Annotated in this window: 12 protein-coding genes; 7 read left to right on the top strand and 5 right to left on the bottom strand. The window is 51.1% G+C overall.

Translation table 11 applies throughout. The features are described from left to right. Positions 1–80: 80 nt before the first annotated feature. Positions 81–1,448 carry a tetratricopeptide repeat protein gene (locus DTHIO_RS10060; RefSeq protein WP_008870186.1) on the top strand — a complete coding sequence of 456 codons (1,368 nt, stop codon included), beginning with the start codon at positions 81–83 and terminating at the stop codon, positions 1,446–1,448. A 158-nt stretch (positions 1,449–1,606) separates the two neighbouring features. Here DTHIO_RS10060 and DTHIO_RS19800 read toward each other — a convergent pair whose 3' ends face one another. From DTHIO_RS19800 to rfaD, 4 genes are all read right to left on the bottom strand, one after another. Then, positions 1,607–2,041: a zinc ribbon domain-containing protein gene (locus DTHIO_RS19800; protein ID WP_008870185.1), complete on the bottom strand. Its 435-nt coding sequence runs from the start codon at positions 2,039–2,041 to the stop codon at positions 1,607–1,609. Positions 2,042–2,701: 660 nt separating this feature from the next. Continuing rightward, entirely contained in the window at positions 2,702–4,207 is a 1,506-nt protein-coding gene (locus DTHIO_RS10050) for a glycine betaine uptake BCCT transporter (RefSeq protein ID WP_008870183.1), read from the bottom strand. A 127-nt stretch (positions 4,208–4,334) separates the two neighbouring features. Then, the gene (locus DTHIO_RS10045; protein WP_008870182.1) at positions 4,335–5,132 is read right to left on the bottom strand and encodes a universal stress protein; all 798 of its coding nucleotides are present in this window, start codon (positions 5,130–5,132) and stop codon (positions 4,335–4,337) included. Positions 5,133–5,149: 17 nt separating this feature from the next. Then, positions 5,150–6,142 carry an ADP-glyceromanno-heptose 6-epimerase gene (gene rfaD, locus DTHIO_RS10040; protein WP_008870181.1) on the bottom strand — a complete coding sequence of 331 codons (993 nt, stop codon included), beginning with the start codon at positions 6,140–6,142 and terminating at the stop codon, positions 5,150–5,152. Positions 6,143–7,340: 1,198 nt separating this feature from the next. On the opposite strand from rfaD, the gene DTHIO_RS10035 reads away from it, so the two are divergent. The 6 genes from DTHIO_RS10035 (at position 7,341) to DTHIO_RS21680 (ending at position 14,401) form a co-directional block, all read left to right on the top strand. Beyond that, positions 7,341–8,819 carry a B12-binding domain-containing radical SAM protein gene (locus DTHIO_RS10035; protein ID WP_008870180.1) on the top strand — a complete coding sequence of 493 codons (1,479 nt, stop codon included), beginning with the start codon at positions 7,341–7,343 and terminating at the stop codon, positions 8,817–8,819. A 642-nt stretch (positions 8,820–9,461) separates the two neighbouring features. Then, the gene (locus tag DTHIO_RS10025; RefSeq protein ID WP_008870178.1) at positions 9,462–9,704 is read left to right on the top strand and encodes a crotonobetainyl-CoA--carnitine CoA-transferase; all 243 of its coding nucleotides are present in this window, start codon (positions 9,462–9,464) and stop codon (positions 9,702–9,704) included. Beyond that, complete coding sequence (locus tag DTHIO_RS10020) at positions 9,691–10,047, top strand: type II toxin-antitoxin system PemK/MazF family toxin (RefSeq protein ID WP_008870177.1); 357 nt, start codon at positions 9,691–9,693, stop codon at positions 10,045–10,047. Before DTHIO_RS10025 ends, DTHIO_RS10020 begins: the two co-directional genes overlap by 14 nt. A gap of 154 nt (positions 10,048–10,201) precedes the next feature. After that, positions 10,202–11,749, top strand: a complete 1,548-nt coding sequence (locus DTHIO_RS10015; protein ID WP_008870176.1) for an ATP-binding protein — start codon at positions 10,202–10,204, stop codon at positions 11,747–11,749. 347 nt (positions 11,750–12,096) lie between these two features. Beyond that, on the top strand, positions 12,097–12,267 hold the full coding sequence (locus DTHIO_RS21435; RefSeq protein WP_208596400.1) for a hypothetical protein: 171 nt from the start codon (positions 12,097–12,099) through the stop codon (positions 12,265–12,267). Then, positions 12,233–14,401 carry a methyl-accepting chemotaxis protein gene (locus DTHIO_RS21680; protein ID WP_008870174.1) on the top strand — a complete coding sequence of 723 codons (2,169 nt, stop codon included), beginning with the start codon at positions 12,233–12,235 and terminating at the stop codon, positions 14,399–14,401. Before DTHIO_RS21435 ends, DTHIO_RS21680 begins: the two co-directional genes overlap by 35 nt. 110 nt (positions 14,402–14,511) lie before the next feature. On the opposite strand, the gene DTHIO_RS10005 is transcribed toward DTHIO_RS21680, so the two are convergent. Then, on the bottom strand, positions 14,512–15,477 hold the full coding sequence (locus tag DTHIO_RS10005) for a patatin-like phospholipase family protein (RefSeq protein WP_008870173.1): 966 nt from the start codon (positions 15,475–15,477) through the stop codon (positions 14,512–14,514). Positions 15,478–15,483 lie beyond the last annotated feature (6 nt).

Genomic DNA, 15,483 nt, shown 5'->3' with positions numbered 1-15,483 from the left:
CGGGCAAAGCACAAAAAAGCGGAAAGCAGTCCAACCGCAAAGACTTCCGCCTTCTCACAAGTGGCTGAACCGGGATCAAGATGGCGTATAAAAAAACAGAGAAAAAATATAATGAAACCTTCAGAGAGTATATCTCTCATTGGAAGGGATGCATATTCACAGTCACCGACGACGTGCTTTTCTACAAGACCATGGTAGCCTCTTTTAAATACCTGGGCATAAATACCAGTGCCTTGATTTACAGAAGATACATTGACAGTGTCTCTTCAGACGCCAGAGCACTTTTAAGCTCTGGTCACTTTTCCAGAATAATTTTTTTGATGGAAAACATGGTTGAAGGCAGCAGCAATATTATCAGATTAAGAGACCTGAGATCCAGTTTTGGAGACGAATGCAGGTTCATCACTCTTACAGCCGAGACAGACAGCGACAATGTAGCGCAGATGTATGAAATGGGTGCTGACAATGTCATCGTAAAGCCGGTGTCCATCAATTCCATTATTCAAAAGATAAGCCTTACTTTCAAGCCCAATGATGCTCTGTCCCAGAAATTCAATCAGGCCAAGGCCCTGATCCTCACCAATGATCTGGACCAGGCCGGAAAAGTAGTGGAAGACATCCTGAAGGAAAAGCCGGACAGCGCGGCCGGGTTTATTCTCAAGGGGGACATAGCTAAGGCACAAAACGATTTTGAACTGGCCGAAAGCTACTATGTAAGGGCATCCCGGGAAAGCAAAATGTATCTGGAGCCGTTAAAAAGGCTGGTCAACCTCTACGATGCCATGGCGGATCTGGAGAAAAAGCTGGAATACCTGAAAAAACTGGATAAAATTTCACCGCTCAACTACGATCGCAAGATAGAACTGGGCAGTACCTATTTACATCTTGATGACGAAGAAAACGCAGTTCAGAATTTCAACCAGGCCATAAGACAGGTTCAGAAGCAGGCCAGGGACATAATAAGCTCCACCATGGCCAAAATAGCCCGGAAAATTCAGGGCATAAGACCGGAACTAAGCACCAGGTATCTGGAAAAAGCCATTGAATACAAAGGAAAGGATCTAAACCGGGACGACCTTTGGATATTCAACGAAATAGGCATCAACCTCAGGCAGCAGGGCAAGCTTTCCAGGGCCATCGAATACTACCAGCAGGCCCTGAAGATAGCACCGGGCGATGAAGGGCTTTATTACAACATCGGCCTGGCTTATGCACAGGGAAAGCAGTATTACAATGCCCTGGCCCATTTCCAGAAGGCAGTGGAATTAAATCCGGACCTGCTGACCCGTTATGCAAGCATCCCCTACAACATGGCCACCACCCATGCAGCCCTGAAACAAAACGACGAGGCCGCAAGGCTGGCGGAAAAGGCCCTGGCTATTGAACCCGGGCATAAAAACGCCCGCAGGCTGCTGAAAAGCCTTACGCCCGACTCTGAAAAATCCTGACGCAAATACGCCAGTATCTCCCTCAGGAACTGCCGAACCCTGCTGCTTCAGGAATTACTACTTCGTAACCATAAATGGGGTGCCGGAATCGGCTTGGGGACAGTTCCGTACTTCTTTTTTTCTGATGAACGATTTTCAGCTCTCCGGGAATTAACTGGTTATTCTTTTCCTGAACCGAATATGTAAAATACGATAATTGCGGCAATTATAAAGTACACAATAAATGCCCCGAGGTTGGTGTCCAGAAGTCTGTACCTGATCTCTTCCAGCACCTTTTCCAGCCCTGTACCTGCGTAAGCAGCAGACACGATTTTCTCTCCCTCCCCGCTGCCGAAAGCTTCCCCGCAGTACCTGCATTTACGGGCTTCCGCCCTGATTTTTTCTGCACAGTAGGGGCATTTTTTCCATTTGTGCCCTGCACTGGCGATTTTGCGGACATTCTCCGGATTTTTTGGAGCCAGCAGGGCCATGATAAGTCCAAATGGTCCCAGAAGTATTCCCAGTCCAAACCATCCGCATCCGCTGTGCCCTTTGCGTGCGGCGATTATTGCGCTTATCAGCCCCACCAGAAGCCAGGTGGCAAAAAAATCCATATTATCCTGCTTTAAACTTCATGTTAAAATGAATAACAATTCCTTGCTCAAAAAGTTCACAAAAATTTTATTGACACATTTTCTATTTCAGTGTATTTACTTTTAAAAATTGTACAATAGTTTCATTTATATGATACATCAACTAGAATTTGATGCAAATAAAATTGCGTAGTTAAATTTCAAAGCATTAAAACCTCGGTACCTTTCAATGGATACATAAAACCAGAATACTAACCTGAAATGGAGGAGCAAAACCATGGTAGCCGGATTTTTGACAATACTTGCGCTTGTTTGTGCAGCAGGAGGCGTCCTTGCACTGGTCATGCATATGAAGACTGTCAAGGCATAACTTCAGCATACAGCGCAGGAGATTGTTTCTCCTGCGCTGTATTTGACCCTCTTTGCTGTCAAAAACAATTAGAGTTACAGTCTTCCTTCATTTATGAGGTAAATACAAAATTCATAGCCAGGCCTCGACCCTTCAATATGTGACTGCAAAAAGTCATTTTTGCAGTCACAGACGTCAGAGATCAGAGGTCAGAGGTCAGTAAAATCAAAGAGTTATGTAGATTATTGATTTCTGAATTTTTCATTTCCCGACTTTTTGCAGGCGCATCCTTCAAACTGAGTTTAAACCCTTTTTCTCCACCTGCCCCCGTGTCATCTCCTGGAAAAACGACTGTTGAGCCCTTCTTTTGCCTCTGCGGACAGACCTCTCCAAAGGTTGTAGCACATAAGCAGAAGCACAAAGCTGAAAGGCAGGGCAGCGGTAATGGCCATCTGCTGCAGGGCTACCAGACCGCCTGAAACCAGGAGTATGGCCGCCACTGACGACTGGGTCACCCCCCAGACGATCTTTTTGCCCAGGCTGGGATTAAGCGATCCCCTGGAAGTCATTATGCCCAGCACAAAAGTGGCTGAGTCCGCTGATGTCACGAAAAAGACAACCAGGAGCAAAATGGCTGCATTGGACAGGATTATCGAGCCTGGATAATGGTCGAACACAGCAAAGAGCCCGGTGGATACGTCGTCAAGGACTGCTCCGCCTACTGCGGCTCCTGCCTCCAGTTCCAGGTAAAGGGATGACCCGCCGAATACCGCAAACCAGATGAAGGTGAGCAGGGTGGGTACCAGCAGGGCACCGCTGATAAACTCCCTGATGGTCCTGCCCCGGGAAATACGGGCCACAAATATGCCCACAAAAGGAGACCAGGCGATCCACCAGGCCCAGTAGAATATGGTCCAGTCCTTGTACCATTCATGTCCCAGAAACGGGTTCACGGTGAGGCTCATCTCCAGGACGTCGCTTAAGTAGCCGCCCATGGTATCGGTAAAAACAGTCATTATATACGCAGTGGGTCCGAAAATCAGCATAAACACCACCAGCAGAAAAGCCAGAAACATATTGGACTTGCTCAGAGTCTGAATCCCCTTGTCCAGCCCCACGGCAGCGGAAATCATAAACAGCAGGGTGGTGACAAGAATAATGAGCAGAGTACTGGTATCTGTGGCGGGAAGCCCGTAGATATGTTCCAGGCCGCTGTTGATCTGAAGCGCCCCCAGGCCCAGGGAAGTGGCTATGCCGAATATGGTGGCGAAAACAGCCAGGATATCTATCAGCTTCCCCGGCAGCCCGTAAATTCTGTCCCCGAGCAAGGGGTAAAAGCATGAACTGATAAGCGGAGGCATATCCCTGCGAAAGGAAAAATAGGCAATGCTCATGCTCATGATGATGTATACCGCCCACGGATGCAGGCCCCAGTGAAAAAAGCTGTAGCGCATGGCAAAGGTGGCCGCCTGGCCGCTTTCCTTTTCTATATGTTCCGGGGGCTGCATATAGTGGCTCAAAGGTTCGGCCACTCCCCAGAAAATAAGCCCGATGCCCATGCCGGCGGCAAAGAGCATACTGAACCACCCGAAATAAGTATACTCCGGCCTGTCTTCGTCCTTGCCCAGCTTGATATTGCCGTATTTACTCAAGGCCAGGACAATACAGAAAACCAGAAAAAAGAAGGTCACCAGAAGATAGGCCCAGCCGAAATTGGCTATAATGCCGCCATGAATGGTTGTGGAAATGCTGTCCAGAAGTTCCTGGTCAAATATTCCCAGCAGCACAAAACCGGCTACAATGATTAACGATGCAACAAAAACCGTATCCTTGAACATATTAAGACCCGGCTGAAATTTAGTTTGAAGTTACAGTTTGCACCAGCTGCAGCTGGCTTTTGTCAGGTTTTGTCCCTTTTTCGAAATTCATCCGCCCCGCAGAAAAGTCGCAGGAAAAGCCTGGCCATTATGGAATCAACAGAACCGAGCTGTTGACCCGGGAAACGACTCTGGCGCAGGTGGAACCCATCACATGCAGGGGAAACGGCTCATTGAGTCTTCCCAGGATCACTGCGTCTGCCTGGATTTCATCCACCACATCCAGTATGTGGCTGGCAGGAGAGCCGATCCTGGATATCTGCCTTACCTTCCGGTAATATCCCGAGTACTGCTCTTTTAGCTCTTCCAGCTTTGCATTGACATGCTCCCGCCTAAGCTGTTCCGAATACGGATCAGCCGCTCTCTCCCCCACATGCAGGACTACAAGTTCCGGCACCAGCTCCCCGAGAAAGAACACCGGTTGACAGCATTTTTCTGCTGCCTGCTGAAAATCCGTTGCAAATACGATCCGGTGCATTTGCTCCTCATGCCGCAAATCAGGTCTTTTCTTGTGCACCCAGACCGGGCTGTCCGCCAGGCGGACCACATCCTGGGTGGTGCTTCCCAGAAGTGAGCTCATGAGAAAATTTCTGCCCCTTGCCGGAATATAAATAAGGTCAGCGCCCTGCTCCCTGGCCTCCCTGGTGATCTCTGAGGCCACATGTCCTTCTTCCACTTTATAGTGTACGTTTATCCCAACTTCATCCAGAGCGCTCTGAAAATGCCTGAGCCTGGACTCGGCATGCTTGTGGCCACCCAGTCCGGGGTTTAGCACATGAAAAAACACCATATCCTCGGCCTTCATCTTGTACAAAAACGAAGCCCTTATCTTTATTTCAGTAAGGGATTCGTTCAAATCCACGGGATGCAGTATTTTTTTAAACATAAACTACTGATCGCTTATTATTGGTGTTCAACAGGTCGCAGTGAAAGATAGGGATCATCCTGTTCCAGGTGATTTAGAATATAATCATGCACCCCCTCTTCCAGGGAAGAAAAACGTACCGGGCATCCGGTGGCCTCCAGCCTGTGCATCCGGGCCCGGGTAAAATACTGGTATTTGGGCCGTATTTCCTCGGGCATGTCTATGTATTCGATATCCGTTTCCCGGCCCAGGGCTTTGAACACGGCACCGGCCAGGTCGTTCCAGGACTCGGCCCGCCCGGAACCCAGGTTGAAAACCCCGTTTACTTCCTGGTGTTCCAGAAGCCAGGCCATGGCCTCCAGGCAGTCCTTGAGATAAATAAAGTCTCTTTTCTGCTCCCCGTGCCGATAATCAGGGTGATAGGACTTGAAAAGCCGCACCCTCCCGGTTTGCTTCACCTGAAAATATGCCTTGCGCACCACGCTCTGCATGTCTTCCTTATGATACTCGTTGGGACCGTAAACATTGAAGAACTTCAGCCCCACAGCCCTGTCCAACCAGTTTTGCCTGTGCATCCAAAGATCAAAGAGCTGCTTGGAGTATCCGTACATGTTCAGTGGCTGCAGGTCCGGCATGATTTCCGGGTCATCGCTGAATCCACGGCTGCCGTCCCCGTAGGTTGCCGCACTGCTGGCATATATAAACCTGGAGCCGCTGCTTATGCAGTACCTGGCCAGTCTCTGAGAATAACTGAAATTGTTGTGCATTAGATAATCGGCGTCACTTTCCGTGGTGGAAGAACAGGCCCCCATGTGGATTATGGCTTCCACCCTTCCGAAATCACCGTTTTCCAGCCTGTCCAGAAAACTGTCCTTATGTTCAAAATTCTGAAACCTGAGGTTGACCAGGTTCTTCCATTTCTCTTTATGCCCCAGACGATCCACTATGAGAATATTCTCAATGCCCATGCTGTTCAGCTTCCAGACAAATCCGCTGCCGATGAATCCGGCCCCTCCGGTCACTATATACACTGGTTCATCTCCTTTAGACTTACTCCTGAAACCCTGTCATAAAAAACAAGAAACTTAGACAGGATTAACAGGATTGACAGGCTAATGCAATCTGCGGCCGGAAGCCGCAGATTGCATTAGCCATCCAGCACTCACTTTCTTCTGGCATTCATGAGTGCCGGAAAAAAAGTGAGTGCTGGAGTGATTACCTTTTGGCCTGGCTCCCGGCCAGGACTAAAATGTTTTTCTCTTAATCAATCTCTTAATCCTGTTAATCCTGTCAAAAAAGCTCTTTTCTTTATTGGGTTGCGGGCAAAGTCCGCGTTAGTACTAATCTCCAGAAATATCCCGGCATCAGGCTCAGGCTTTCAACCCTGAAATATATACCTGAAAATACCTGCTGCCCTGTAACCATCACGGCTTAAAGGTTTTTCTGCTGTTCCTCAAGTCCTTTAAGAGATAAAAAGTTTTGAGCCTGCAATCACGCTTCCCCGCAACCGTAACCATTCAGTGGGTTCCAGTAATCACCACCGAGAGTAGACTTCAGGCGTACTTCTCAACCGTGAGCGGCAAAGCCGCCCGTGGGCAACGAAGTTGCCAGTGCCAAAATAATCTTTTCTGGCACTGGAAGCCTGCAGGCTTCACACTGGTGCTTCGCACACACGGTTTTGAAGAATAAAGAGCACTAGAAAGGCGTTGCCCGCCCGTCTGCCAGACAGGCAAACTTGTATGGTTCCGCCCCCCCCTGAATGGTTACCCGCAACCAGCTTTTTTCACCGGAGACTGTCCGGCTTATATCCCTCCAGGACCTGTAACCCTTGAGCACTTCCGGCAGTGCCGCCAGAAAAAAAGGCTAACCTGCTAAAATCTTCGCCCGGCACATATTAAATTGCAAAAAGGGGGCTTGAATTTCTCATTTCAATGCATTACATTCCAGTGTGCCTTATAGTTGAAGGCTTATGTATCAAGGGCAAGACAACCTGTATGCCCCTGTGTCGATTTTTTTAACTGCATCAAATCGTAACAGTTCAGCCATTTGCATGTAGCACTGGGAGTGGCTCTCCCCGCACTTATTTTTAAAACCTGTCAATACTTTTTCAAAAAAATGAGTGCAGGGGTGCCAGCCCCCTGCTTTCCTTAAAAAAGGGCTGAACTGTTACATCAAATCAATCCCTGTATCCCAGGGCCTCTGCATAAAAAGAGAAAGGCGGTATTATTTATGCGCACATTAATGGTGTACCCTCAATATCCTGACACATTCTGGAGTTTTAAGCATGCCCTGCGCTTTATTTCCAAAAAAGCGGCCTATCCTCCCACCGGCCTGCTCACTGTGGCAGCCATGCTCCCTGGGGAATGGGAGAAAAGGGTTGTGGACCTCAATGTTGAGAGCCTTAGCGACTCGGACATAGAATGGGCGGACATGGTTCTGGTCAGTGCCATGCTGGTCCAGGACAAAAGCGCCCGGGAAGTCATAAGCCGCAGCAAGGAAAAAGGCAAAACAGTTGTGGCCGGTGGTCCGGCCTTTACCTCACAGCCTGAAAGCTACCCCGAGGTGGACCACCTTATCCTGAACGAGGCAGAAACAACCCTGCCCCTGTTTCTAAAGGACCTGGAGATGGGTAAACCCGAGCGGATATACACTTCCCAGGAACGCCCCGCACTGGACCGCACCCCGGTACCGGAATGGTCACTCATCGACATGCGCAAGTACGCCTCCATGGCCATTCAGTATTCCAGGGGATGCCCTTACCAGTGCGAATTCTGCGACATTGTTATAATGAACGGCCGCCGCCCCAGGACCAAATCGCCGGAACAGATGATAAACGAGGTGGAGACCCTGTACAATGCCGGCTGGCGAGGTTCCCTGTTTATAGTGGACGACAACTTCATTGGCAACAAGCGCAAAGTCAAAAAAATGCTTGCCAGCCTCAAAGAGTGGCAGGCTGAGCACGATTACCCCTTTGTTCTTTTTACCGAGGCCAGTGTGGAGCTGGCTGATGATCAGGAACTTATGGACCTCATGCGCCAGTCCAATTTCAACAAGGTCTTTCTGGGCCTGGAAACGCCCAACAAGGAGAGCCTGCAGGAGTGCGGCAAGAATCAGAACAGCAGCCGCGACCTGGTCCAGGCGGTGGAGACCATTCACCAGAACGGAATGCTGGTCATGGGAGGATTTATTGTCGGCTTTGACAATGACAATGAAAGCATTTTCGAATCCCAGATCCGCTTTATCCAGCAAAGTGGAGTGGTCACGGCCATGGTGGGCCTTTTGGGAGCCCTGCCCCGGACCAGGCTCTGGGAGCGCCTGCAGAAGGAAGGCCGCCTTCTTTATACCCCCACCGGGGAAAACACCGACGGCAGCCTGAACTTCATCCCCAGGATGGGCACGGAAACCCTGCTGGCCGGTTACCGGGACATCGTATCCACAATATATTCTCCCAGATACTATTATCAGCGCATTGAGACCTTTCTCAAGAGCTACAGGCCAACATCCCGGTCCAGGATCAACCGCCACGACATCATTGCCCTGTGGCGCAGCATCTGGCGTATCGGTATCTTTTCCAGAAGTGCGCCCTGGTTCTGGAAGGTGCTGATAAAAACCGCACTCACCAAGACCAGAGCCCTGCCCGAGGTGGTGGAGCTGAGCATCTTCGGGCATCATTTCCAGCGCATTTACAAGCGCTGCCGCAATACCTGATCCTGCTTCAGGAAAACCCGGCACTCAGACATGCCTCAGTGCCGGGTTTTTTCTCGATTTTCCGCATTCCGTTCACCCAGCCCGTTTTGCCTTTTACCTAAGCGCAGGCCAGGACATCAACGCCCATAAAGAGGCCGAATGCTCAACGCGCCCATGCTCCGGCAAATCTGGGATGACGCCCTGCCCGTAGTACTGGAGGAGTACGCCCGGGGGCACGGCGAGTTCAACCTGGACCGATGCCAGGCAGGCCCGGTGAAATCAAGGTTTATTGATCTTTGCATGCAGACACACGTAAATACCAGATACTCGCTCCAAATACACAAATTACAATACCTATCGTCTTAAAAAAAGACGCAATCTTCATGAAAGTGGGCCTACTCCCCGACAACAGATAATTGGGCCCAGTTTAATGCCCTTGACATTTGGCCCAGAAAGACCCTAATTATAATTATCATATTTTTTAACACTACAGCGAAACTTATTTATTGACCTCCGGGGACTGGCTCTCCCTGCACTTATTTTTAAAACCTGTTAATCATCCTTCAGAAAAATAAGTGCGGGGGTGCCTGTCCCCAATTGAGATACCATACTGTATTTTATAAATTTCGCTGTAGTGTTAAGGACAGAAATGAGAGGTTCCCGATGCTTATTCAGACCAAAATCCAAATAGAGCCTGAACACTATGAGTTCATCAAGAAAGTCTACAAAGAATTGAACTACAAAAGCTTAAGTGAGTACATGCGTCAGGCGGTCAAGACCCAGGTCAGGGAAGACCGCAAAAGGCTTCGGGCTCTCAAGAGGCAGCAGGCCATGGAAATGATTGGGCAGGGGCCCTATCCCAATCAGTTTGAAGACATAGAAGGGGAAGACTTTGAACGTTGGTGACATTTACTGGGTCAACCTTGCGCCCACACTGGGAGATGAAATCAAAAAGACGCGCCCTGTTGTCATCTTGAATGGCGGTCACAGCAAACATCTGAAGTTAGCCATTGTCGTCCCCGTAACCACCTGGAATCCGAACTGGGAAGGCAATCCTTTTTTTGTCTGCCTGGAACCCAGCGTGTCCAATGCCCTTCAGAAAAAGTCCGCCATCGACTGTTATCAGCTCAGGTCCCTCAGCCATCAACGGTTTCTGGAAAAGCTCGGGCAGATCAACTCAGCGGAGTTGGATGCCGTTAAAAAGGCTGTTGCCTTGATCCTGGACATTGATCCGGAACACTGTACTTGAACTCTCTTCCTTTTTAATTGCACACTTCGCGTCAAGCGCGAAATGTGAAGATGATTACAAGCAGTATGTGCCTGTCCCACTCTCTTTCACCCAGGCTCTAACTTTTGACCCAAGAACTGAACCGGGCAACCATAGCAGTTACCAGGAGCTGAACATGAAAAAACTGCCCATAGGGATCCAGACCTTTGAGAACTTGATCCAGGAAGGATATTATTATGTGGACAAGACCGGATTCGTGCACGAGGTAACCTCCCAGGGTAAATACTATTTTCTTTCACGACCCAGGCGGTTTGGCAAGAGCCTGTTTTTAAGCACCATCAAGGCCGCTTACCAGGGCAAGAAGGATCTGTTTCAGGGGCTTTATCTGGAAGAGAACTGGGACTGGAACCAAACCAATCCGGTGATCCATATCAGCTTCGGGTCCGGGCACCTACAAAAGCTTGAGGACCTGGAAATACGCTTTGGAACAATTCTGGAAAATCAGGAGATGGAATACGGCATCACTCTTAAACGTCCTGATTTGCGCGAACGCTTTGCCGAATTGATTTATTCCCTGTATTCCAGATTCAGCCAGAAAGTGGTTATCCTGGTGGACGAATACGACAAGCCCATTCTGGACAATATCGAGGACCGGGACACCGCCGCGGCCCTCAGGGATGAGTTAAAGAACTACTATTCCGTGATCAAGGACAGTGACCCGTATATCCAGTTTGTTTTTATCACCGGGGTCTCCAAGTTCAGCAAGGTCTCTTTGTTCAGCGGGCTGAACAATCTCCAGGACATCACCATAGACAGACGCTACTCTGCAATCTGCGGCTATACCCAGAAGGACCTGGAAACCGTGTTTGCGGAACGGCTTGCAGGTGTAGACCTGGAACAGGTCCGGTACTGGTACAACGGCTACAGCTGGCTGGGAGAAGAGGTCTATAATCCCTTTGATATTTTGCTCTATCTGGACTCTAAGGAACTTCGGCCTTACTGGTTTGAGACCGGCACTCCCAGTTTTTTGATCAAGCTCATGCAGGAACGGAAATACTTTGTTCCGGATCTGGAACAGGTCCAGGCCAGTGAAAAACTACTGGGCAGTTTTGATGTGGATCACCTGGAGGTAGAGACCCTGATGTTTCAGGCCGGGTACCTGACCATCAGGAAGGTTTCCCAGACCGCCGGGACCAGGCGCTTCTTTCTTAGCTACCCCAACCAGGAGGTGAAGCAGAGCCTGACCGATTCCCTGCTGCCCTATCTCACGGGCAACCTCTCCGCTTCGGAAAAGACCAAGTTCGCGGCCCTGGATGCCCTGGAGGCGGAGAATCCGGAAGCCCTGAAAGATATTTTTCACGCCTTTTTCGCCTCCATTCCCCATGACTGGTACCGCAAAAACCAGCTGGCCGGGTACGAGGGCTATTACGCCTCGATTTTTTACTGCTATTTTGCCGCCCTGGGACTGGAGGTCATCCCTGAGGACGCCACCAGCATGGGCCGGATAGATTTGACGGTCAAGCTGGAGGACAAAGTCTTTATTTGTGAGTTCAAGGTTCAGGGCTTGGACAAAACCCCGGGCAGTGCCCTGGAACAGATCAGGTCCAGGCGATATGCGGACCAGTACCACGCACCCGGCCGGAAGATCTATCTCATCGGGGTAGAGTTCGACCCCCGGGAGCGTAATATCGCAGGCTTCGACTGGGAAAGCAGGAACTTATGATGATTGACAATAGATTTTCTTGAGCTGGCTTTTGCCTGGCCCGAAAGACAACGCCCCTTTTTCACTTGCAGCAACCCGCCCCCTGTCAAATCGACTTAACAATCATTGAGTATGCATTGACAAACCCGCCCCGGGAGTGCATATCTGGCAACGCAAAATTCAAGCACCACTTTTATTTTGGACAAACCTGTTCTACTGACTGATGGCAAGCATTCAGGTCTCAGGCAGGCTAAAGAAACCTCTTTTTTCACCGAATCAGCTTTTATCTGCATTATTTCATAAATCAGCAACAACGTGGAAAAAACATGACCGGGCAAGACGCTTAAAGCAACAGCAGACTGCTGATGATGGCAGACTTTTATTTTACCGGAGTGGCCAGGCTGAAGGTGGGCCTGGCCACCCTCCTGGACTTTGAATCTTTACTTTACGGACTGAAAAAAGCAGCCTTTCCCGGCATGCGGCAGTATAAAACAAGGAGGATCCATGAAACAGCTTTTCAATCTCAGACTGCGGGGTAAAATAATTTTGCCCCTGATAATCGCCCTGGCAGTACTTATCCTGATTATTTACTTTCTTTTGGGCCGTCAGCTGGCAGTGGTCAGCAACGAGTTCATCCAGCGACTCTCGGAAAACAAGCAGGCCGAAATCCAGGGGGCCATGACTCTGGCCACCCAGGAATCCGAAGCCGTATCCTCGCTGTTTACCCGCATGCCCGAGGTGCAGCAGGCTTATCGCACTGCACTGCAGGGAGACATAGATGACCTGCGCTCGCCTGAATCCCAGGAAGGCCGGGAGATGCTGCGCCAGGATCTGTCGGACATGCTTGACGGCTTTAAGGAAACCCGGGACGAAGACCTTATGCTGCACTTTCACCTGCCCAACGGCCGCAGTCTGGTGCGCATCTGGCGGGACAAAAACGCCATGGTGGACGGCAACTGGGAGGATGTTTCCGATGATATTTCCGAGTTTAGAGAGACTGTCATGCATGTCAACAATACCGGCACCCCTGCCCAGGGCCTGGAGGTGGGCCGGGGCGGCTTCACCCTGCGCAATGTCCTGCCGGTCATGGGAGAGGAGCGCGACCAGCTGGGTTCGGTGGAAATGCTCATCGACTTTGACCCGGTGGTGGAAGCTGCAGCCGAAGGTGAGGGTGAGCACCTGCTGGTGTACATGAACGAGGACCTCCTGGACATAGCCACCCGGCTGCAGGATGAATCCGAGTATCCGGTTCTGGACAACAGGTATGTCCAGGTCATGGGTGCTGACGACCGGGACCTGGAGCGCATGATCAGCGCGGATATTCTGGATACGGGCCGCACTGAGCTGTCTGTACACCAGGAAGGCAACTATTCCGTGGCCGCTTTTCCCATCTTGGATTATTCCGGAGATCAGGTGGGAGTAATGGCCTATGTCCTGGACATCTCCCGCGAACAGGCCATGATCAGCAATCTCACCTACACCCTGGTGGGCACCATGGCCCTTCTGCTGCTCATCCTGGCCGGAATCACCTTCTACAACACCAACCGGACCATATTAAGACCTCTGAACAAAATAACCGGCTTTGCCAGCCAGGTCTCAGCCGGAAACCTGGAGCAAAAGCTTCAGGTCGATTCCCGGGATGAAATGCAGGATCTGGGACACAGCCTGCAGAAGATGGTGGATAACCTCAAGGAAAAGATCTCCGAAGCCGAGGAAAAGAAGGAACAGGCCAGACAGGAGACTGAAAAGGCTGAACAGTTCAGGTCCGAGGCCGAGGAAGCCCTGGAGCAGGCCAGGAAGGCCAAGCGCGAGGGAATGCTGCAGGCGGCCGGTCAGATTGAAGAAGTAGTGGAGCGCATGACCTCGGCTTCCGACGAACTATCGGCCCAGGTGGAGCAGTCCAGCCGCGGCGCTGAACAGCAGAAGCAGCGCACCGGTGAGACCGCTACAGCCATGGAGGAAATGAATGCCACTGTCCTGGAAGTGGCCAAAAACGCCTCCAGCGCTGCTGAAAGCTCGGATCAGGCCAGGACTAAGGCCCTGGAAGGGGCGGACGTGGTCAAACAGTCGGTCCAGGCCATCAACAGGGTGCAGCAGCAGGCCGGCGAGATGAAGGACAGCCTGGCCGGGCTGGGCAAGCAGTCCGAGCAGATCGGCCAGATAATGAACGTCATTGAAGACATAGCCGACCAGACCAACCTTCTGGCCCTCAACGCGGCCATAGAAGCGGCCCGGGCCGGTGACGCCGGGCGGGGCTTTGCTGTGGTGGCCGACGAAGTGCGCAAGCTGGCGGAAAAGACCATGAAGGCCACCAAGGAAGTCGGCGAGGCCATTTCATCCATACAGAGCGGTGCGGATGAAAATATCCAGGGCATGGATAAGGTGGCGCAGCTGGTGGACGAATCCACCGGACTGGCTAATAATTCCGGTGAAGCCCTCAAGGAAATCGTGGCCCTGGCAGAGCAGGCAGCGGACCAGGTCCGCTCCATCGCCACCGCCAGCGAGGAACAGTCTTCGGCAAGCGAGGAGGTAAACAGAAGCATGGAGGAAATAAGCCGCATTTCCCAGGAGACCGCGGACGTCATGCAGCAGTCGGCCCAGGCCATTTCCGACCTGGCCCAGCAGGCCCAGGAATTAAGCGAACTGGTCAACAGGCTGAAAGAAGAAGAATAACCGTAAAACTGACGAAAAAATGCGCTCCCTCCAGAAGGCGGGAGCGCATTATTACAACTGTATATGCCGGCCCCTCCGGCCAAGTCTTTATGCAAAAGGAAGCGGAGGGCCTATAAAAGCCTTTCCAGCTCTTCTTTAAGCCTTTCTCTGGCAGGCTCGGCCTCCTTAAGGATCCTTTTTATCTTGTTGAACTGCATCAGGCGCACATCCACTACTTCCGGGCGTAAATAAATATCCGGAGAATATATCCTTAGCTTTTGCTGCATTATGGATTCCTGCATTATCTCAAAGGTGGCGAATATAGTGTCCAGGTAGGATGGGCGCTCCTTGTTATCCGGGGAACTCTTCCCGGATACATCCACAGCAACTGAAATATCGCAGCTGTCCAGTACAAGATCGAAAGGCACCGGGTTGACTATGGCCCCGTCCACCAGGAGCCTGTCCTGGTAGCGCACCGGGGCGAACAGCCCCGGAACAGCCATACTGGCCTCGATGGCCGGGATGATCTCCCCGGAGTCAAATACTACCTGCTCCCGCCTCCAGAAGTCTGTAGCCACCACCTTAAGAGGAATTTGCAGCTCTTCAAAGTCCTGCACCTGGATCTTTTCCCGCACAAAGTCCAGGACTCCTTCAGGGTCCAAAAGTCCGCCCTCTCCAAGGCCGGGCCTGAGCATATCCAGAAGTCCGCTGCCGGTGATTCTCTCCAGCCACCCTCCCCAGATGCTGGGCTGGGAGTCAAAGATTTCCAGGGCTGCCTCGCGCATCTCCCGGCCTGATATGCCCGAAGCATACAGAACTCCCAGAATGGCCCCTATACTGCTTCCGGCAATGATTTTTGGCCGGACTTTAATTTCGTCCAGGGCTTCCAGCACTGCAATATGGGCCAGGCCGTTGGCACCGCCTGCACCCAGAGCCAGACCGACTCCCGTGCGGGAAGCTTCGGGCTTGCCTTCACCTGCATGGGCCGCAAATCCCGGCCAGGCCACCAGTCCGGCTCCGGCCATACCGGCTGCAGCCAGAAAATCCCTGCGGCTGCAGCCGGTTGTATTTCTTTGTTTGTTGTTGGTATCTTTCATGGTCTT

Source organism: Desulfonatronospira thiodismutans ASO3-1 (genome assembly GCF_000174435.1).
GTDB classification, from domain to species: Bacteria; Desulfobacterota; Desulfovibrionia; order Desulfovibrionales; family Desulfonatronovibrionaceae; genus Desulfonatronospira; species Desulfonatronospira thiodismutans.
The sequence above is the reverse complement of the archived record's forward strand: the minus strand, read 5'-3'. Positions and strand labels throughout refer to the sequence as shown.